We start from the raw sequence: 18,676 nt of genomic DNA, 5'->3' as shown, positions 1-18,676 counted from the left end.
ACTCAAGAGCAGACTGTTATCCCACTATTTGATTGGGCAACTCAAATCACCCACTCTTGCTATGAAATTGGGCTAAGCTGACCACCACATTTAGTACATCTGCGTAAGTCCTGTTTTCTTTTCCAATGGGGCTTCTTGACACAAGGTGTGGCTTTCTCAACCCCTGAGATGTGTTTAAAAACTTAAATAAAAAAAGTTGATTTTTCGAGCATTGAACACGAAAAATCAACTTTATAAAGCAACCTTGGCTAGGTAATTAGCCCAAGTGGGGATAGAGGGGGAAGCGATCGCACAAGGCTGCAACTCGCTGTCGGCAGTTTTGAGCTACTGCCTCATCTTCTGGGTTTAAAAGGCGATCGGCAATAATATTAGCGATTTCGGTAAACTCTGGTGTACCCATGCCGCGAGTGGTCATTGCAGGTGAGCCAAGTCGCAGTCCACTCGTGACAAAAGGTGATTCTGGGTCAAAGGGCACCGTATTTTTGTTTGCCGTAATGTTGACTCCACTTACAAGTTGGTCTGCCCGCTTACCCGTCATGCCGACAGAGCGCAAGTCAACCAAAATTAGATGATTGTCAGTGCCGCCTGAAACTAGCTTAAATCCACGCTCCTGGAGTTGCGTTGCCATTGCCTGAGCATTGCGGATCACTTGAGCTGAGTAGGTTTTGAATTCAGGTTGAAGGGCTTCACCAAAGGCAACGGCTTTCCCTGCGATCACATGCTCTAGTGGCCCACCCTGAGAACCTGGAAAGACAGCTTTGTCCAGTTTTTTGCCCAGTTCTGCATCACGGGTCAAAATCAAGCCACCCCGTGGTCCACGCAGCGTTTTATGGGTGGTGGTGGTGACGACATCGCAATAGGGTAGTGGATTGGGGTGATGTCCGGTTGCGACTAATCCGGCGATATGGGCAATGTCGGCTAGCAGCAAGGCCCCAACTTCGTCAGCGATCGCCCTGAACTGGTCAAACCGAATCACTCGTGGATAAGCCGAATACCCGCAAATCAATAGCTTAGGACGATGTTTTAGCGCCAGATCTCTTATCTGGTCGTAGTCAAGCTGCTCTGTTTCTGCACTAACGCCGTAGTGCTGCACCTTAAACCACTTGCCCGACACATTGACTGGGGAACCGTGCGTCAAATGCCCACCATGAGACAAATCCATGCCCATGATTGTGTCACCTGGCTCTAGCAGGGACAGGAAAACCGCAAAGTTTGCCTGTGCGCCAGAATGAGGTTGGACGTTGGCATGGGCTGCGCCAAACAGCTCTTTTGCGCGATCAATTGCAATTTGCTCGATTTGATCAACAAATTCACAACCGCCGTAGTAGCGCTTTTGGGGCAAACCCTCTGCATATTTGTTAGTCAATACGGAACCTTGAGCAGCCAGCACTGAGGGAGACGTAAAGTTCTCACTCGCAATCAGTTCTAGGTGATCACGCTGGCGCTGGAGTTCGTTCTGAATCAAGCCAGCAACCGCCGGATCGGTTTTTTCTACAAAATCTAAATTAGTTTGAACGGTCGTTTTAGCTACAGCTTGAGTCACAGACAAACCCCCAAATCCACAATTCAGCACAGTTTCATTCACGGTAGCCGGATTGATGATCAACCGTTCTTGGCTGCTCACAATTCACAAGCTAATTTATCCTGAGTTAATGATCATAACGCTTCACTGCATCGACTTCATGGGTTGGATCAGCCATTCAAGTCTTTTCATTAAGGACTCGTTAAAGTATGTAATACCCTTGACAACTCCTCTAAAGGAGTAGCTTAAGATTAGAGCTAGTGGGCTAGGCTTACCCGCTTAAGGTAGGTGCTTCATGCTAGTCATCTTGATGGAAAATCAGCTGCTCTCTCCCCATCAAGTTTGTCAAACTTGCTTGATGGCTAGTCAAACCGGACAACCTCGCTGGCAGCAAGGTCAGCTTTTGTGCGGTCGTTCTCTTGGTAAGGTGACTGACAGTCAACCCGATCAATTTGAGTGTCAGATGGGATTCCGAATTGCGAACATTGAGTGATTGAATCAGCCCTGTCCTACTCCAAGTACCCGCTTGGACAGATTTTTGTTGACTGGGCGACTGCGCTATCCTGGTCTTAGTGTAGAAATGTAAGAAAGTAGCCCCAATTTGAGGAGAGCAAAACATGAGCTGGCGTGGCTCCACTAACCCCAAGGATCGCTTTTTCGCTTGTCTGCCCTATCTTTTGCCCCTGATTGATGGGCTAGCTTTTGGTATATATTTCTTCCGGCAGTTTCCTGCGCTTGAAGTAATTCTTCTGCCCCTAACTCCAATTTTGCTAGTTTACAGCACCATAGATAGGGCTTTATTTGGATTTGGTGGATTGATCGTATTCTTTGCTTTGTTCCTGCTTGTAGTCAGGAACGAAAGCATTAACCACTTCATCCGGTTCAATGCGATGCAAGCGATCTTGTTAGACATCATTCTAGTTTTGTGCAAATTTATTTTAAGCCTGTTTGGTTCAGGTCTAGGTGGCGGACTGATTATTGAAACAGTCTATAACGTCATTTTCTTTGGCATGATTGCCGCAGTTGTTTACTCCATTATTCAGTCTGCGATGGGCCGCTACGCAGAGATTCCGACCCTTTCAGATGCGGTTTACATGCAGGTTCGCTAGCAAGGCTAGTACTCTTACTGCTCTAAATGCTAAGCGCTGGCCAGATTGAGCCAGCGCTTTTTTGTTGAAGTGAAGTTTACGAGAATGCTTTCCCAGCCCTTGTCACGTTAACTTTGCTGACTTTCACGAAAGCTGTTGCCGTGCCCGCCATGCCAAGGCGATCGCCAGTGCAACACTTGGCAAGAGTACCAAAGTTAAAACAATTGCTGTACTGGATGAAATAGACAAAAGGGGCATAACATATTTGATGGCTACTGCTAGACCCCCCGAAACGATGAATACTTTCAAAATATAAATTGCATTACTATCCATTCAAGGTTTACCTGAAACTGCTTAACCTAACGCGCTAGTCACTTATAGTAATTCTAATTGCGTGGCGTATAGCGGCGGCAGCGGATCGAGCTGTTGCTGTATGCCACGCTTTGTATTCCATTCAACAAGCACCGCTATCAGTTAGGACAAAAAAAGGAGATAGCTAAACTATCTCCTGCTCAGTGTTCTCACCCTATTTCAACTTTTATCAAGCCAAACGACTAAGTCTAAAAGTATTCCTATTGTGCCCACGCACCCCGGTATTGCACACGCAAGGACGGTTGCCAGGAATGGATCGATATTTATTTCCAAGCTAGCGAAGGGCTTTATCTTTATCTCGATACTCGTCTTAATGAGGGCTTTGAAGCAGCTTAAGTTGAGAGATTAGGATGAGGCATTTAACAGCTCAGATTGTTCTAGCTGGGGAATGAGTTTCAGGTTGAACTCGGACTCAAAGCAGCCTTTTTTGTAGTCGAGGCTCCAAAGTTCGAGGGCACAATCATCTCCAGGTTTCTTTGCCTGAAGCAACAGGTGCAGTTCCCGCTGGTTGGAGTCGTACTTGAGGGTGACTTGCCGAACTGCACCTATTTGACGGCGATCGAGCGCAACGGCTAGACGTAATAGGGTACTGAGCTGTTCGACGATGCGACGATGTTGCTTGCTAGTCAGGTTTCGATAGTTTTCGTGCTTTTTCTTAGGGCAACTTTTGCGATGATAGCGGGCCAAATTGGCGATGGTTTCGATTTCGGTTTCGGTATAGCCTAATAAGTCTCCCTGCCGAATTAAGTAATAGGAATGTTTGTGGTGAGAGGAATGATTGACGAAGTGTCCGCAGTTGTGGAGCATGGCGGCCGCCCACAGCAATTCTCGCTCTTCTGCACCCCAGTCGTGTAACGTGCCTTGGGTTTGGTCAAATAGGGTAAGCGCAAATTGGGCAACTCGTTCGCTGTGCTCTAGGTTAATTCCATATTTGCGAGCAATTTTGACAACGCTGCGCTGGCGTACAGAGCTTTGAAAGCGCAGTCGGTCTTCGATCAGCCCGTGGGTTAGCATCCAATCAACAACGACTCCTTCTCGGAGCGATCGCTCGCAAATCGTGACCGTCTCCATACCCAGCAGGGTCATTGCCTCTTGCAAAATGACTGCCCCAGCTACAATGATTTCGGCGCGACGGTCTGACATTCCAGGAATATTTAGCCGTTCCTGGTAGTTCAGTCTACGCAGACGGTTAACGAGTTCTCGCAGGTCTTTCAAGCTGAACTGATAGCCATTGAGCGGAGTGGGAATGACTCCTAGCTTTTCCCGAGCGTGAATTGCGGCTAAAGCTTCAATCGTGCCAGAGGTACCGACTAGGCGAGGCAGTTCGCCAGCGTTTAGGTGAGCTTGTAATTCTTCTACCGATCGCTCTAGCATTCCTCGGACGAAGGCTTGCAGATGGTTAAATTCACTGTTGCTGATCGGGTCAGTGTTAACAATGTCAGCCGTCAGTCGTACTGCTCCAACTTTTGTGCTACTGAGGGTACGGGGTTCGTGCCCGTCGCCCAGCACTAGTTCTGTGGAACCGCCACCAATATCGATGATGACGTGAGGGTGGTTGCCAAACTCCATCCCCGACAACACACCTAAATAAATTCGGCGGGCTTCCTCTTGTCCTGAAATCAGGTTGACCATCAGCCGCAGTTCGCTCTCGATCTGCTGGAGAAAGTCTCGCCCATTTGGGGCTTCTCGGACAGCGCTAGTGGCAACGGCAACGATGTCTTCAGCATTGAGGCTGTGAGCAATTTTTTGGCAGCGCTTGAGAGCATCCATTGCCCGCGTCATTGCCTCTGGAGTCAGCTTGCCTGTCTCTCTGTCGCGATCGCCTAGACGCACTGTCGCTTTTTCTTTAGCAATAATAGTGAATGCAGGAATTGCAGGCTGAATTCGCACTACAACCATGTGAATGGAATTAGTCCCAACGTCGATCGCCGCCAAAATACGATCTTGAGTAACGCTGCTTGATGGAAAACTAAACAAGTGATCTTTAGTCTCGTAAATCGAATTAATCATCCAAACATCCAGGGTTTTCAATGTTGGGACGGACTTCTGTCTAGATCTGAATGAGGTAACAACAAAGGTAATCTAGCCGCAGCACACTAATCCAGACAAACTAAGTTTTGCCTGAACCACCGAGGAACCTTGCTAGATTGAAGTCTTTATCCAGTTACTCCACTGGGATTACAGCGTCCGGAGGCTTCTTTAGGGCTGATCTGTGGCAAGCGATCAAATTCAGACAGAAACACTGGCAACGGGGAGTTACCTGTGCTACCACACTCCTGTTTCACCCCCTATTGTCTACCAGATTGTCGCCAAGAGTCACATCTGGCTGCAGCTAGATCCCAGGAATTTACATAGAGTTTACAGTCTAACGGTTTGGATTTGATTCACGAGCTAAAACAGTGCTATACCTTCATCGTGGCTCGTTTCAGCCCTTCTTCTACTTTCTGCAAGCATCGGTGTTGCAGATTGGATAAGCAGACTCATAGAGGCTAGAGCGTCGGCCAAACCAGGCATAGCGATTATCGCGAACTTGGACGTAGAGGCGATCGCCCCCCCACTTCACCCCAGGCATTGCTCGATACGCATTTACAAACACTTCACCTAGCGGTAGCAAACGCCCAATTTCTTCAGCCGCATCACTGCCCTGCCATCGCTGTTGGGGAACGTTAGCATTGATTAAAAGCATTCCTTTTTCGCAGTCCTGTGACGTAATGCCAAACTGCTCCAGTGTGGCCTGGTCCTGCATTGGTGCATATTGAAATTGCTTACCCTGATCTAGTTTTTCAAGCAACTGAGCTAGCGTAGAGCAAAGATTACAGTTACCGTCATAGATTACGTAATGAGTCATGGCAAATGTGATTAAAAAGTGATCGTCAGTACGTAGAAATGAACAAATTTAAACAAAATTAATACTTCAAATTTAGCCTAAAAATCTCTATTAGCAGCAGTTATTGAACTTTTAACGTATAGTGGACTACAGAATTTCGGGCCAAGTATTCCAGAAGACAAGTTTACTTAACCTTATCTTTACACTCAAACGGTAGGATGCAGGCGTTTCCCAAACAGATTTACAACACCCAAAGATCATGCTGTTTCAACTTCGTTCAAAGCGTTTTGCATATCTAGCCGCCTCAATTGCTCTCACTTTCGTTGTGTCCTCTTGTGCGGGGGGTGGCACTGACACCTCCACCGAAGCGCCCGAAGGCGAAACGGCTGAAGCACCAGCTGAGGGCGGCGGCGATCTGAGTGGCACTATCGCTATTGATGGTTCCAGCACCGTCTTCCCCATCTCTGAGGCGATGGCAGAAGAGTTTATGGCTGCCAACAATGGCGTTCAGGTTACGGTTGGTACCTCTGGTACGGGTGGTGGCTTTGAAAAGTTCTGCGCTGGTGAAACCCAAATCTCCAACGCTTCTCGGATCATTGAGGCAGATGAAATTGCTGCATGTGAAGCAGCAGGTATTGAATTCATCGAACTCCCAGTTGCTCAAGACGCACTGACCGTCGTGGTTAACCCGGAAAATGATTGGGCAGAGTGCATGACCATTGAGCAGCTCAACACCATGTGGGCACCCGAAGCTCAGGGCACTGTTAGCAACTGGAACCAGGTTGACCCCTCTTTCCCAGATGCGCCTCTAGCACTCTATGGTCCCGGAACTGATTCTGGTACATTCGATTACTTCACAGATGTTGTCAACGGTGAAGAAGGTGCAAGTCGTGGAGACTACACCTCCAGCGAAGATGATAACGTGATCGTTCAGGGTGTGGTTGGTGACCCCAATGCACTTGGATATTTTGGCTACGCTTACTATGAGGAGAACGCAGATAGCCTCAAAGCAGTTCAAGTCGATGGTGGTGAAGGTTGCGTTGCACCCAGTGCTGAAACTGTGCTAGACGGTAGCTATGCTCCTCTCTCTCGTCCGCTTTTTGTCTATGTCAGCACCGCAGCGCTTGAAGAACCCCATATTCAAGAGTTTGTTAACTTCTACGTTGATGAGGCAAACGCCTCATTAGTAGAAGAAGTTGGCTATGTACCTCTGGGTGATGAGCTTACTCCACTGGTACAGGCTCGTTTAGAGAATGGTGTAACGGGATCGGCGTTTGCAGAAGCCGCCGAAGGTGCGTCCCTACCTGAGATTTTGGCCCAGTAGTTTGGCTAGTGCCGATCGCCCCCATTCCACTGAATGGAGGCGATCGGCTTCAGTTTAAGCATTCATCTTAGAGAGCCAGTTCCCTGCTTCCCCTCCCAAAACCTGTCATTATGACTACCAGTCAACTACCAGATCCATCTCAAAACAGTAGACTCTGGCAACCAAACCGCAAGCTCAGCAAGACAATGGAAAAGTTAGCAAAAGGCTTGTTTGGAGCTTTTGGCATTCTTTCCATTTTCACAACCGTTGGAATCGTTCTCACTCTAGTCTTTGAAACCATTTTGTTCTTTCGGGAAGTGCCCATCTGGGATTTTCTGACGGATACCCAGTGGACTCCCCTCTTCACCAATTCCCAATACGGCATCATGGTGCTGATCAGTGCCACACTGCTTACATCTGTAATCGCTCTAATTGTGGCGATGCCAATGGGAATTCTGGCTGCTGTTTGTTTAAGTGAATATGCACCTCGCAAGGTGCGTAGCTGGTTAAAGCCAGCCTTGGAAATTTTGGCAGGGGTGCCAACCGTTGTGTTTGGTTATTTTGCTCTCTTCCTTGTAACCCCGATTCTGCGGCCTTTTGTTCCTGGTCTTCAGCAATTTAACGGCTTGAGTGCTGGAATTGTACTGGGAATCGCAATTCTGCCCACGATTGCCTCTCTTAGTGAAGATGCAATCTATGCTGTGCCCCAAAGTCTCCGACAAGGTTCCTATGCTTTAGGAGCAACTAAGCGTGAGACGATTACCAATGTCGTGTTACCGGCTGCTCTTTCAGGGATTGTGGCTTCTTTCATTCTGGGAGTAGCGCGAGCAGTTGGGGAAACGATGATTGTCACCATTGCAGCCGGACAAAACCCAAGGCTGACGCTTGATCCTCGTGTGCCAATTCAGACGATGACTTCGTTTATTGTGCAGGTTGCTGGAGGAGATGCGCCAACTGGTTCAATTGAGTACATCACTCTCTTCGCAGTGGGAATGACTCTGTTTCTGATCACCCTGGTGCTGAATGGTTTTAGTTTCTGGTTTGTTCGCCGTTTCCGGGAGAAGTACGAATGACAGTTACAGATCCAAACGCCTTTTCTCAGGATGATTTGGCTAAGCAGCGGTTTAACCCAAACTTAGCTGGACGCTACAGGCTAGACAATATTTTTAGAATTGCTAGCTGGGTTGCTACCATAGCGGGATTGGTTGTGCTGGCATTTCTGCTGATTGATGTTTTAGTTGATGGGCTTCCTCGGTTAAATTGGCAGTTTCTCACTAGCTTCCCCTCTCGTAGCGCTGAACGGGCAGGAATTTTAGCTCCCTTGGTAGGCACAGTTTGGTTGCTGTTTATCACCGCCCTTGTGGCTTTTCCAATTGGAGTTGGGGCAGGCATTTTCCTAGAAGAATTTTCTACGGATAATCTCTTCACCAGAATTCTTGAGATTAACATCGGGAACCTGGCCGCTGTCCCATCCATCATCTATGGATTGCTCGGCTTGGCGGTGTTTGTTCGCGTTTTTGTAGATATTACGGGTGGTCGTACTGTGTTTGCCGCAGGCTTGACGCTGGCATTGCTAATTTTGCCGGTTATTATTGTTGCGACCCGTGAAGCTTTGAGAGCAGTGCCAGATAGTCTGCGGCTGGCAGGAATGGCGCTGGGTGCAACGCGTTGGCAAACCGTGAGAGAGCATGTGTTGCCCCAGGCGTTTCCAGGTATTTTAACGGGTACGATTTTGGCTTTATCTAGGGCGATCGGCGAAACTGCGCCGCTAATTGTGATTGGGGCGCAGACTTTTGTGCCGTACATTCCATCTTTTCGGGAAGGTGGCTTTAGCGCTTTACCGATTCAGATTTTTAACTGGGTAGGTCGTCCTCAGGCAGAGTTTCACACCAACGCTGCGGCTGGAATTATTGTCTTGATGATAGTGCTGTTGATCATGAATGCAACGGCAATCTATTTGCGAAATCGGTTCCAGGCTGGAAAGGTTTGATCCTTGAATGTGTTGGTATCTTCGCTGGTTCTAATTATTTGAAATAAAAAGGTCAATATTTCATGCAGACTAATCCTTCTACAGCCGTTGGCACCGGCACAGCTTTCCATGTTGATCAAGCCAGTTACTATTACGGTTCTTTTTTGGCAGTTAGCAATGTCTCGGTAGATGTTCCTGAGCGCAAAATTACTGCTTTTATTGGCCCATCGGGTTGTGGTAAGAGCACGGTGCTGCGCTGCTTTAACCGTCTCAATGACCTGATTCCAGGCGCTCACGTAAAGGGTACGATTCAGTATCGTGGGGTTGACCTTTACGATAGGAGCGTGGATGCTACCGAGTTGCGTCGCCGCATTGGAATGGTGTTTCAGAAGCCAAATCCTTTCCCTAAGTCAATCTATGAAAACATTGCGTTTGGGGCGCGGATCAATGGTTACAAGGGCGATATGGATGAGCTAGTAGAGCGATCGCTCCGCAAAGCTGCTCTCTGGGAAGAGGTAAAAGACAAGCTCAGGGAAAGCGGTCTATCCATTTCAGGTGGTCAACAGCAGCGGCTTTGCATTGCGCGGGCGATCGCCATCGAACCCGAAGTACTGCTGATGGATGAACCCTGTTCTGCGCTTGACCCCATTTCTACCCTCCGGGTTGAGGACTTGATGCACGAATTAAAAGAGCAGTTCACCATCGTGATTGTGACGCACAACATGCAACAGGCTTCTCGTGTCTCTGATATGACTGCTTTCTTTAACGCTCAAGCAACTGAAAAAGGCGGCAAGCAGGGTTACCTGGTGGAATATGCGCCCACCCAAAATATTTTCAACAACCCAACTCAGCAAGCAACTCAAGACTACGTTAGCGGTCGTTTTGGCTAAGATCTGTGATTTTGCTGATGCAGCTAAGTTTGAGCGTAGAGGTGATGCTTCTGCGCTCTAATTTTTTCTCCCCTCTAATTTTTATCGAGGAAGCTTGCTTTGATTGGAGTGGAGCGATCGCAGCAGATCTATAATCCTGGTCATGCCTTTTTAGAGATTGATTGGCACAATAAAAAAGTAAAGATTTGTAATAGCCCATTCGTCCGGTGCGATGCGATGTCTCTAACTTCAAACCTCCCAGCTGCTGTTAGCTCTTTTTCACCCTCTCAAACCTGGATGTGGAAGGGATTTCCTATCTGTTATCAGGCTGAAGGAGAATCAGGGCCAGCAGTTGTGCTGATTCATGGTTTTGGAGCATCCTGGCAGCATTGGCGCAAAAACATTCCTGCCCTGGCAGAAAGCTGTCGAGTTTATGCGATCGATCTGATTGGCTTTGGTAGCTCTGCTAAGCCCGTTCCTTTTAGCGAAATCGAATACACCTTTGAAACTTGGGCACAGCAAGTTGCTGATTTTTGCCAAGAAGTTGTTGGTGCTCCCGCCTATCTGGTTGGAAATTCAATCGGCTGTATTGTTGCAATGCAAACTGCTGTTAGTCATGCTGACTCCGTACTGGGAATCGCTATGCTCAACTGCTCATTGCGATTGCTGCACGATCGCCGTCGTGCTACCTTACCCTGGTATCGGCGTATGGGCGCACCGCTCCTACAAAGGGTTCTAGCAGTTCGCTGGTTGGGTCACAATTTTTTTAGATTAATTGCTCGTCCCAATACCGTTCGCAAAATTTTGCTGAAAGCTTATATCCGTCCTGAAGCCGTAACCGACGAATTGGTTGACATGCTGATGGCTCCGGCAGCGGATGCGGGTGCAGCGGATGTATTTCTAGCATTCACCGGTTACTCTCAGGGTCCGCTGCCTGAAGATTTGCTGGAAGTGCTGCCCTGTCCTGCAATTTTGCTTTGGGGAACTCAAGATCCTTGGGAGCCGATTGCTCTGGGACGCGACTTAGCAAACTTTCCTGCTGTTAAAGAATTCATTCCCCTTGAAGGTGTGGGTCATTGTCCTCAAGATGAAGCACCGGAACTGGTAAACCCAATTTTGCAGGAATGGATTTTATCCCAGGCTTCGACCCACGAGACGTATTAAAGCCACTGCGCTAGTTACTTCAGCTAGGACAAAAAGGCAGGACAAAGCGAAGACTTGTCCCGCTTCTTTGTCCTGAGCTGTATGGCTACTTACAGCCATTTCCACTTGGATTAACCACAAATCCCTGTAGGGGTCGTTCGCGAACGACCCCTACGCTATGGCTTACCCATCGGGAGATGGCTGTAATGGGTTAGTATTGCTCGCTGTCATACTGCTCTTCGCTGTATGGATCGTCACCATCAACCTCATCACTGGAGCTTTGCCCTTGTAGCCAATCTCTGCCTAGCTGGATTGTTACATCAGACTCCAGGCTGCCCGTACTTTCAATCCGCACTTCGCCTAATCCCAAAGCCTGCTGAATAGCTTCAGCCCCCTCGACATTTCCCTGCTGAGCAATAATGCGAGTTTCACTGAGTGGCTCACTCCAACTGTTGTCGATGTAGACATTGCTATAGCCCATGTCATAAAGCGCATTGACCAGGTTATCTACTGCGTCTGGATCTTCGGTGCTATCTTGAATCGCAACTCTTAAGTATCCTGGGTCAAAGTCATAACTGCTACCGTAGCTTGTGCCAGTGCCAAAATATTGGCTCACCACTTCGTCAATCTGGTTCAGGTTGGGCAGCCAATAGCTAGCTTCGTAGTCCTCGGGAGCGCTGAAGTCTCCGGGTAGCATCAGCATTTGCACATTTGAGCGATCGCTCTGAGCGGCAAATCCCATCAGCGCCACCAGTTCCTCAACCGCCAGGTTGGTATCCACATGGGATTGGATTACCGAAAGGATTTGTGGTAACCGAGTTAGTGTAGCTGGGCTTAGCGCTTGCTCCTGCATGGAGCGAATTAGGCTTTGCTGACGCTGCACTCGTCCGATATCGCCTTTTTCGTCATAGCGAAAACGCAAAAACTGCATTGCCTGCTCACCGTTGAGGTGCTGTTCACCTTGTTTCAAATCAATGTAAAGGTGCTGGCTCTCATCGGTGTACTTCATATCTTGAGGCACATACACCGTTACGCCGCCCAAAGCATCAATCAACTTTTCTACACCCTGAACGTTAATGCGAACATAGCGATCGATGCTGACTCCGCCCAAGAGATCGCTGACGGATTCTGCTGATAAGGCTGGTCCACCGTAGGCGTTAGCAGCATTGAGCTTGGTTTCACCCAGTCCATCGATGTAAGTGCGGGTATCACGCGGTATAGAAAGCATAACCAACTGCTTAGTTTCAGGATTAAACCGCAGCAGCAGCATGGTATCTGACAGTCCCTCAAAGGAATTGACCAGTGAGTGATAACCCAAATCTAAGGCTTCTTCAGGAGGATTCTCAACATCAGAGCTTAGTACTTTCACTCCCAGCACGAGGATGTTAACGGGACGGGTAAGCTGGGGCAGGCGGAAGTTCATGCCTGTAGAAATGCGATCGCCCTGGTCAAACACTTCAGCTTCTTCGGCTGTAAGCTCACTTTGCAGCAGAGGTGTGCTGGCAAGAGACACTGCTAACATAGCCCCTGCTGTCGCTGAGGCGATCGCCACTCCACCCAAACCCATCGTGAGCCACAGCCAACGTCTGGCAGGTTTCTTTGTAGGGATTCTAGGATGTGGCGAACGGGAGTGATGAGCTTTTGGAGTTGACACAAACTTCCTCAACACGTACTAGGTCTGAAGGTGCAAGTTTATCAGAGAGGGCACATTTCGGGCACAGGTTAATGATGAATTAGGCTACAAAGCGGACGTTTGCAAGAAAATCTACCACTTTGTGAGCAACTGGGGACTGATTTACAGGATTTTCCAGCTATCAGCAGCATGGTACCAGCGTTTTTGCTAAAGGTGGTAGGGATGCCGACTCAAGGTAGGCGATCGCTCACCTGGCTCACTCCTGGCAGCCATATTGCCTTACGCTGCCACAGGCGCACCATCAGCCAAATATTCACAAGAAAATAGCCAGAGGTCAGCAAACTACTGGTAATCAAAAGCGGTAATGCCCAGGCATGAGAAGCGGATGCACCCGTTCCCAGCAACAGATAGCCAAATAGCCAACCCGTTGCCAACGTTACTGCTAGCCGACTCACTGACCGTTGCTCACGGCTGCCCTGCCGTCGATAAAGTGTCCACAGTGCCGGGAAAAAGCCAACCACCGGAATCAGGTAAATGAATGTCTGAATGCGCCTAATATCCTGATTTACAAACGGGTTGGCACGTTTCATGGGAGATAACTACCCTTGCAAGGAACGGAATTACGGAAAATCAAAAAACCGTTGCGGACTTTGACCCATTCAACGGGAAATGTGCGGGCAAGATGCCCACACCACAACCACAGCAGCCTTTCCATCCCTATTCTAACCCCAGCCCCTAACCCCTAATTCCCTTACTCCGGTTCCACCACCGTTCCCATAAACAAAACCGTTTCTGTCTGGTTGTCTCGAATCGCGTAGAAGAAGGGGCGATCGACTTCCATCTGAAATGGAGAATTCGCTGGGGCAGAGGTCAACTGCATCTCTACTGAAGTAACTGCGGCAGCTTCAGTTCCTTCCTCATTTACCTCAATAAATGTTTTGTGCTTCACTCGGCTAATCGACAATGATTCATCACTCATGCCCGAAAAGTCAGCTTGCTCTGCATCAAAGGCTACTGCCATGCCCAACGTTTGCAAGGCTTCATTAAGTTGAGTTTCATATTCCAGTTTGAACCGGGGCAGAGTGATGGCTCCTTCCTCTCTACTAAACTGGCTCATCCAGGTTTCCCAGTTCTCAGCGGTGAGATTTTGCTGAAAAGCGGTCAAGCTGGAGCTTTCACGCGGTAGAAAGACATACATGCTGAGCCGCTCAGACTCACCATAGGGTAAACTCACTGCCTGAAACTGGTCGGTTTCAAGGTAGGCATAGAAACCCCGTTGAGACATGGTGGAGTGCTGTTTTTGACTGCCATCTAGCAAGGTAAAAGAGCGATCGCTCGTCAATTCGGCATTAAACGGCGTTGTCCAATTTCCTTTAAAATAAGTTGCATTAATCAGAAACAGAACCACACTGGGGTTAATTTCTTGAATAACTTCAGAAATTTTTTCCTGTGTATTGCGATTAACCCAACTGTTGATGGTAGCGATCGCACTAGGATTCGTGAAATCCAGGCTAGCCACTTCAGCGCTATAAAAGTCGCGATTTCGCTGCAAAAAGTCTGGGTTAAATGAAGTATCTTCTCTACTCCAAAGGGAATTAGCGATCGCCAACTGCACTTCAGGGTCAGCATTTTCCAGCGCCAATTCTAAAGCTGCATTAGCTTGATTGATTTCTTCCAAGCTCATTCCTTCCAGTTCCAGAGTCTCTGCCATTGCCTGTTGAGTGGTGCCGCTGGCTCCGTTGTAGGTCATCGCGAGGGCGATCGCTACGCTGGTTGGTGAAACCATCAAATTCGTTGGTTCCCCGTTCTGCTCCAGAATTTGAGAGAACAGCTTGAAGCCAAAGCGAGTATTCGCTGCAACCAATCTTGTATCTACGTCTGATCCTTCAGTTTGATTCATGGTAGGAGGTGAAGAGGGTGAAGGAGATTGGGCGATCGCCTGTCTTCCAAACTTAACCGCTGTTCCAAGGGTTAACCCTAAAAGAATCATGCCGCCAACTAAAGCAATCAGAGGACGTCCAAACCACTGCTGACTCATGTCGTACTCCTCACCACGTCAATAAATCTACTGCTCCACAATGGCAGCGGTGGCAGAAAATTTGGCAGAGGTTACGGTTTTAGTAACTCAGTTGAAGCTCAAACTGTTAAATTTCTGTTCTGCTTGTAGCAACACCAGATGCGGAATGTGATTAATGCGATCGCCCAAGAACATGATCAGATGCTCTATGAATCGCTGCTGCAATCAGTAGAAGAACTCTCTACATCCCGTACCATAAATGGAATAATGCTACGTTTTTCGACTGAAGTTGAACACGTCGAACCCAATGGCGATATCCGCGTTTGTGTTGATCTCAGTGGGTTAGCGACTCAGACTTAGTGGAAACCGTCCTATCGTTTCGTGAAACGATAGGACGGCTCAGTCTATTACTAATTCAGGAGAGGAAGCAATGACACCGCAAAACGGAAAAACACAGCAAGTTGTGGCGACTGGGCTGATTTGGGGTTTTGCGACGGGAATGCTAGCGCTTTGCATTCCCCTGGTTTCCCTGACGCAAGGCAGCTTAATTTTGCCGTTAGGGGTAATTACAGGGGCGATCGTTGGAACAGTCGCGATTTGGCGACAGGGAAGTCGATCTTCTACGGGTGATTCAAATCCTTCCAAGAATTTAGAAGAGCGAGTGGCAAATCTAGAGGTGATTCTGGGTAAAGACGAGGTTGATTTGCAGAACCGATTGAAGCAACTGGAACCGAGCGATCGCCAACCCAGCTAAAAGGGTGCTATCAGAAATAGATTCTTTGTTCAAGCCTGTCGTACCAGGACATGGGCAAATTTCGATACTCCTGTGTATCTTCGGATTTCAATGCCCGTCAGGTATGGCAGGATCAACTGAAATGGATTTAAAGATTCTGCAAACCTTCTGTAAAGCAGATTGAAGCATAAAGGCTGAGGTTGCGATGCGAGTTGAAGTGAGTTTATCAGATGCATCGGTTGAGCAAATTGTAGAGCAAATGTTTGCTGCCCGTCAGATTAGCTCTGCCGATCAGTCAAAATTTATGTCATTACTGCTCTCCAAGCAGGTTTTGACTCCTGCTGAGCAGACTCAAGTTAATCGTGTCTTTGATGGGTTGCGGTCTGGACGGCTTAAAGTCGTGGATTGAAAATGTCTAGTTGAGCCAAGTCCGCTGGTTTTTCAGAAACTCTTTTACTTCTACCGTTCTTTTCCTGAACCGAGTTGCCAGAATTGCCTTTGCGTAACCCAACCGCAATATGTGAATGCTTTTCGATTTGACCCATTACCTGCCGCGCTCGCTGAATGACACTAGCAGGCAGTCCAGCTAGGCGTCCTGCCTCAATGCCATAGGAGCGATCGGCTCCACCAGGGCGCACCTGATGCAAAAAGATAATTTGGTCAGGCATTTCTTTTACCGTCACCTGATAGTTGGCGACGTTAGACAAAATAGACGCTAGCTCGTTGAGTTCATGGTAATGAGTCGCAAAAATAGTGCGGGCGCGAATTTCAGTTGCTAAGTGTTCTGCTACTGCCCAGGCGATCGAAAGCCCATCGAAGGTTGCAGTGCCACGACCAATTTCATCCAGCAACACTAAAGATTTTGGCGTAGCGTGGTTGAGAATGTTGGCGGTTTCGTTCATCTCAACCATAAAGGTAGATTGTCCGGTTGCCAGGTCATCAACCGCACCCACCCGGGTAAAAATGCGATCGCACACACTCAACGTTGCCGCCTGAGCAGGCACAAAACTTCCCACCTGCGCCATCAGTTGAATCAAACCAACCTGACGCAAGTAGCAGCTTTTGCCGCTGGCGTTAGGGCCGGTAAGAACGATCAGGTCCGGGGCTAGGGGCTGGGGGCTAGGGGCTAGCGTTTCGGAGGGGGTTAGAGACTGAGACTTTGAATTTTCAAGTTCAAGGTTCGAGGTTCGAGGTTCGGAACTAGCCCCTAACTCCCAGCCCCTAACCTCTTCTAAACCAGCCCCTAACTTTGTGGAATTCGGCACGAAGAAGCCAGTCGGAAGCGACTGCTCGACGACTGGGTGGCGGCCGTTTTCGATACAGATTTGGCGATTAGAGGTGATTTGGGGACGGCAGTAGCCCTGGTAGACGGCGACTTCCGCAAGAGCCGCTAGTACATCTACAGCGGCGATCGCCTTTGCCACAGCCCGAATCAATTCTGCTTGTTCACTGACTTCATCACGCAAGCCGTTAAAAATTTCGTACTCCAGCCGATTCAGATCTTGCTGGGCATTGAGAATGCGGGTCTCGCAGTCTTTTAGGTCAGCGGTAATATAGCGTTCTTCGTTGGTCAGCGTTTGCTTACGGATGTAGTTGTCCGGTGCCTGCTGCGATTTGGCGCGAGAGATACTGATGTAGTAGCCAAAGGTTTTGTTAAAGCTGACTTTTAGGGTGGGAATGCCTGTGCGCTGACGTTCTGTGACCTCAAGCTGCGTGAGCCATTGCTGGTCTACTTCAACCTGCCGTCTCAGGTTATCTAACTGGGGATTTACTCCAGAGCGAACCAGGTTACCTTCGGTGAGGTAGAGCGGCGGGCGATCGACCAGATGCGATCGCAATCGTTGCCCCAACTGTTCTAAAACTGGGGAAACCGTTTGTAAGGCAGTCAAATAGGGGGAACGGGCTGAGGCAACAAGTTGTGCCAAGTCGGGCAGTTTTTCGAGCGAGTCAGCGATCGCCACCAAATCACGCGCATTGGCCGTGCCAGAACCAGCCCGTCCAGTGAGTCGCTCCAGGTCATAAATTTGCTTAAGCAACTGCTGGAGGTCTTGCCGCAGCGCTCCATTGCTGACTAATTCGGCGATCGTATCCTGGCGAGACTGGATACTCGCAATGTCTAGCAGTGGTTGCAGCAGCCAGCGGCGCAATGCCCGTCCACCCATTGACGTAACATTGCGATCGAGTGCCCACAATAGCGAACCATGAAAGGTGCCGTCTCTGGCAGTCTGAGTAATTTCCAGGTTGCGGCGGGTTTGGTGGTCGAGGGTGAGATATTCGGTCAAGGTATAGGTGCAAAGTGGCTGAAGCAATACCTGGTTTTGCTTTTGGGTGTCTTCCAGATATTCCAGCAATCCTCCAGCAGCACGGACAGCTAGCGGCAAGTGTTCACAGCCCATGCCCTCCAGCGATCGCACCCGAAATCGTTCGAGCAAACGCTGTCGAGCTTCGCTTTGAGTAAAGGGAGATTGCGATCGCAAGGTATAGCACAACTGCGGCGGCAAACAGTCCGGCAACTGATCAGACTTTTCTCCCGGTCGCAATAACCCACCTAGATCTGGTGCATTCGTGGGTACCAGAACCTCAGACGGCTGGAGCCGCATCAATTCCTGGGTTAGCTGCTCCAGATTGCTCGATTGCGTTGTCAGAAATTCGCCCGTTGAAACATCGGCATAAGCTAACCCCCAATGGGTTGCTGCAATTACTACAGCCGCCAAAAAATTGTTGCGGCGGGCAACCAACATTCCCTCTTCTAACACCGTACCGGGCGTGATCACACGGGTGACATCTCGCTGCACCAGTCGCCCCTGCGCTTCGGCAGCATCCTCAAGCTGATCACAGATGGCAACGGCATAGCCCTTCTCAACCAGCATGGTGCAGTAGCGATCGAGCGCATGATGGGGAATTCCGGCTAAGGGAACGCGCCCAATTTCTTTGCCTGCATCTTTGCTGGTGAGGACGATCTCGATCTCGCGGGAAACGGCGATCGCATCCTGAAAAAATGTTTCAAAAAAATCCCCCACTCGATACAACAGCAGCGCATGGGGATACTGATCCTTTAGCTCCACATAATGACGCATCATTGGAGTCAAATCGTCCCGGTTGACTACTCGATGGTCGGCATAGCGCACCTCATGCTTGACCAGGCGCTCTGGCAAGTCACCCACAGGATTCGACATAGATGCAGCATCAGTCATGGATCG

18 protein-coding genes are annotated in these 18,676 nt (G+C 48.9%); 10 read left to right on the top strand and 8 right to left on the bottom strand.

The window, feature by feature from the left end; genetic code table 11:
- Positions 1–256: 256 nt before the first annotated feature.
- The gene (gene glyA, locus H6F93_RS30410) at positions 257–1,624 is read right to left on the bottom strand and encodes a serine hydroxymethyltransferase (RefSeq protein ID WP_524538044.1); all 1,368 of its coding nucleotides are present in this window, start codon (positions 1,622–1,624) and stop codon (positions 257–259) included.
- A gap of 193 nt (positions 1,625–1,817) precedes the next feature.
- Here glyA and H6F93_RS30405 point away from each other — a divergent pair, with 193 nt between their 5' ends.
- The gene (locus H6F93_RS30405; RefSeq protein WP_190689294.1) at positions 1,818–2,015 is read left to right on the top strand and encodes a hypothetical protein; all 198 of its coding nucleotides are present in this window, start codon (positions 1,818–1,820) and stop codon (positions 2,013–2,015) included.
- 124 nt (positions 2,016–2,139) lie between these two features.
- On the top strand, positions 2,140–2,631 hold the full coding sequence (locus H6F93_RS30400; RefSeq protein WP_190642811.1) for a Tic20 family protein: 492 nt from the start codon (positions 2,140–2,142) through the stop codon (positions 2,629–2,631).
- 123 nt (positions 2,632–2,754) lie between these two features.
- On the opposite strand, the gene H6F93_RS30395 is transcribed toward H6F93_RS30400, so the two are convergent.
- From H6F93_RS30395 to H6F93_RS30385, 3 genes are all read right to left on the bottom strand, one after another.
- Positions 2,755–2,943 carry a hypothetical protein gene (locus H6F93_RS30395; RefSeq protein ID WP_190689292.1) on the bottom strand — a complete coding sequence of 63 codons (189 nt, stop codon included), beginning with the start codon at positions 2,941–2,943 and terminating at the stop codon, positions 2,755–2,757.
- Positions 2,944–3,327: 384 nt separating this feature from the next.
- Complete coding sequence (locus tag H6F93_RS30390) at positions 3,328–4,992, bottom strand: Ppx/GppA phosphatase family protein (protein WP_190689290.1); 1,665 nt, start codon at positions 4,990–4,992, stop codon at positions 3,328–3,330.
- Positions 4,993–5,419: 427 nt separating this feature from the next.
- Entirely contained in the window at positions 5,420–5,830 is a 411-nt protein-coding gene (locus tag H6F93_RS30385) for a thiol-disulfide oxidoreductase DCC family protein (RefSeq protein WP_190689288.1), read from the bottom strand.
- A 238-nt stretch (positions 5,831–6,068) separates the two neighbouring features.
- Between H6F93_RS30385 and H6F93_RS30380 the strand changes: the two genes are divergently transcribed.
- The 5 genes from H6F93_RS30380 (at position 6,069) to H6F93_RS30360 (ending at position 11,114) form a co-directional block, all read left to right on the top strand.
- Positions 6,069–7,133: a PstS family phosphate ABC transporter substrate-binding protein gene (locus H6F93_RS30380; RefSeq protein WP_190642815.1), complete on the top strand. Its 1,065-nt coding sequence runs from the start codon at positions 6,069–6,071 to the stop codon at positions 7,131–7,133.
- Positions 7,134–7,243: 110 nt separating this feature from the next.
- Positions 7,244–8,185, top strand: coding sequence for a phosphate ABC transporter permease subunit PstC (pstC, locus tag H6F93_RS30375; protein ID WP_190689286.1), 942 nt, complete (start codon positions 7,244–7,246; stop codon positions 8,183–8,185).
- Positions 8,182–9,102 carry a phosphate ABC transporter permease PstA gene (gene pstA / locus H6F93_RS30370; protein ID WP_190642817.1) on the top strand — a complete coding sequence of 307 codons (921 nt, stop codon included), beginning with the start codon at positions 8,182–8,184 and terminating at the stop codon, positions 9,100–9,102. Before pstC ends, pstA begins: the two co-directional genes overlap by 4 nt.
- 62 nt (positions 9,103–9,164) lie before the next feature.
- Positions 9,165–9,971 carry a phosphate ABC transporter ATP-binding protein PstB gene (gene pstB, locus H6F93_RS30365; protein ID WP_190689282.1) on the top strand — a complete coding sequence of 269 codons (807 nt, stop codon included), beginning with the start codon at positions 9,165–9,167 and terminating at the stop codon, positions 9,969–9,971.
- A gap of 108 nt (positions 9,972–10,079) precedes the next feature.
- Positions 10,080–11,114, top strand: coding sequence for an alpha/beta fold hydrolase (locus H6F93_RS30360; RefSeq protein WP_524538046.1), 1,035 nt, complete (start codon positions 10,080–10,082; stop codon positions 11,112–11,114).
- Between the two features lie 190 nt (positions 11,115–11,304).
- Here H6F93_RS30360 and H6F93_RS30355 read toward each other — a convergent pair whose 3' ends face one another.
- From H6F93_RS30355 to H6F93_RS30345, 3 genes are all read right to left on the bottom strand, one after another.
- Positions 11,305–12,747, bottom strand: a complete 1,443-nt coding sequence (locus H6F93_RS30355; protein ID WP_524538043.1) for an LCP family protein — start codon at positions 12,745–12,747, stop codon at positions 11,305–11,307.
- A gap of 209 nt (positions 12,748–12,956) precedes the next feature.
- Positions 12,957–13,316, bottom strand: coding sequence for a hypothetical protein (locus tag H6F93_RS30350; RefSeq protein WP_190644735.1), 360 nt, complete (start codon positions 13,314–13,316; stop codon positions 12,957–12,959).
- 161 nt (positions 13,317–13,477) lie between these two features.
- Positions 13,478–14,764 carry a serpin family protein gene (locus H6F93_RS30345; protein WP_190689279.1) on the bottom strand — a complete coding sequence of 429 codons (1,287 nt, stop codon included), beginning with the start codon at positions 14,762–14,764 and terminating at the stop codon, positions 13,478–13,480.
- A 138-nt stretch (positions 14,765–14,902) separates the two neighbouring features.
- Between H6F93_RS30345 and H6F93_RS30340 the strand changes: the two genes are divergently transcribed.
- The 3 genes from H6F93_RS30340 to H6F93_RS30330 all read left to right on the top strand — a co-directional run bounded on the left by H6F93_RS30340 (position 14,903) and on the right by H6F93_RS30330 (position 15,885).
- A complete protein-coding gene (locus H6F93_RS30340; protein WP_190644733.1) occupies positions 14,903–15,103 on the top strand; it encodes a hypothetical protein in 201 nt (66 codons plus the stop codon).
- A 70-nt stretch (positions 15,104–15,173) separates the two neighbouring features.
- The gene (locus H6F93_RS30335) at positions 15,174–15,497 is read left to right on the top strand and encodes a hypothetical protein (RefSeq protein WP_190644732.1); all 324 of its coding nucleotides are present in this window, start codon (positions 15,174–15,176) and stop codon (positions 15,495–15,497) included.
- Between the two features lie 184 nt (positions 15,498–15,681).
- Positions 15,682–15,885, top strand: coding sequence for a hypothetical protein (locus tag H6F93_RS30330; protein ID WP_190644731.1), 204 nt, complete (start codon positions 15,682–15,684; stop codon positions 15,883–15,885).
- Here H6F93_RS30330 and mutS read toward each other — a convergent pair.
- Positions 15,869–18,670: a DNA mismatch repair protein MutS gene (mutS, locus tag H6F93_RS30325; protein WP_190689276.1), complete on the bottom strand. Its 2,802-nt coding sequence runs from the start codon at positions 18,668–18,670 to the stop codon at positions 15,869–15,871. The two genes, H6F93_RS30330 and mutS, sit on opposite strands and share 17 nt — an antisense overlap.
- Positions 18,671–18,676 lie beyond the last annotated feature (6 nt).

It is taken from the genome of Leptolyngbya sp. FACHB-671, from assembly GCF_014695745.1.
Lineage (GTDB): Bacteria > Cyanobacteriota > Cyanobacteriia > Elainellales > Elainellaceae > JAAUTN01.
This window is presented reverse-complemented; position numbering and strand designations above follow the sequence as displayed.

What these genes read in the sequence shown, in the direction of transcription:
- H6F93_RS30335 (WP_190644732.1), top strand. Translation starts at nt 15,174, where the DNA reads ATGACACCGCAAAACGGAAAAACACAGCAAGTTGTGGCGACTGGGCTG.
- H6F93_RS30405 (WP_190689294.1), top strand. Translation starts at nt 1,818, where the DNA reads ATGCTAGTCATCTTGATGGAAAATCAGCTGCTCTCTCCCCATCAAGTT.
- H6F93_RS30330 (WP_190644731.1), top strand. Translation starts at nt 15,682, where the DNA reads ATGCGAGTTGAAGTGAGTTTATCAGATGCATCGGTTGAGCAAATTGTA.
- H6F93_RS30350 (WP_190644735.1), bottom strand. Translation starts at nt 13,316, where the DNA reads ATGAAACGTGCCAACCCGTTTGTAAATCAGGATATTAGGCGCATTCAG.
- H6F93_RS30395 (WP_190689292.1), bottom strand. Translation starts at nt 2,943, where the DNA reads ATGGATAGTAATGCAATTTATATTTTGAAAGTATTCATCGTTTCGGGG.
- pstC (WP_190689286.1), top strand. Translation starts at nt 7,244, where the DNA reads ATGACTACCAGTCAACTACCAGATCCATCTCAAAACAGTAGACTCTGG.
- H6F93_RS30380 (WP_190642815.1), top strand. Translation starts at nt 6,069, where the DNA reads ATGCTGTTTCAACTTCGTTCAAAGCGTTTTGCATATCTAGCCGCCTCA.
- mutS (WP_190689276.1), bottom strand. Translation starts at nt 18,670, where the DNA reads ATGACTGATGCTGCATCTATGTCGAATCCTGTGGGTGACTTGCCAGAG.
- H6F93_RS30400 (WP_190642811.1), top strand. Translation starts at nt 2,140, where the DNA reads ATGAGCTGGCGTGGCTCCACTAACCCCAAGGATCGCTTTTTCGCTTGT.
- H6F93_RS30340 (WP_190644733.1), top strand. Translation starts at nt 14,903, where the DNA reads ATGCGGAATGTGATTAATGCGATCGCCCAAGAACATGATCAGATGCTC.
- H6F93_RS30390 (WP_190689290.1), bottom strand. Translation starts at nt 4,992, where the DNA reads ATGATTAATTCGATTTACGAGACTAAAGATCACTTGTTTAGTTTTCCA.
- H6F93_RS30345 (WP_190689279.1), bottom strand. Translation starts at nt 14,764, where the DNA reads ATGAGTCAGCAGTGGTTTGGACGTCCTCTGATTGCTTTAGTTGGCGGC.
- pstA (WP_190642817.1), top strand. Translation starts at nt 8,182, where the DNA reads ATGACAGTTACAGATCCAAACGCCTTTTCTCAGGATGATTTGGCTAAG.
- pstB (WP_190689282.1), top strand. Translation starts at nt 9,165, where the DNA reads ATGCAGACTAATCCTTCTACAGCCGTTGGCACCGGCACAGCTTTCCAT.
- H6F93_RS30385 (WP_190689288.1), bottom strand. Translation starts at nt 5,830, where the DNA reads ATGACTCATTACGTAATCTATGACGGTAACTGTAATCTTTGCTCTACG.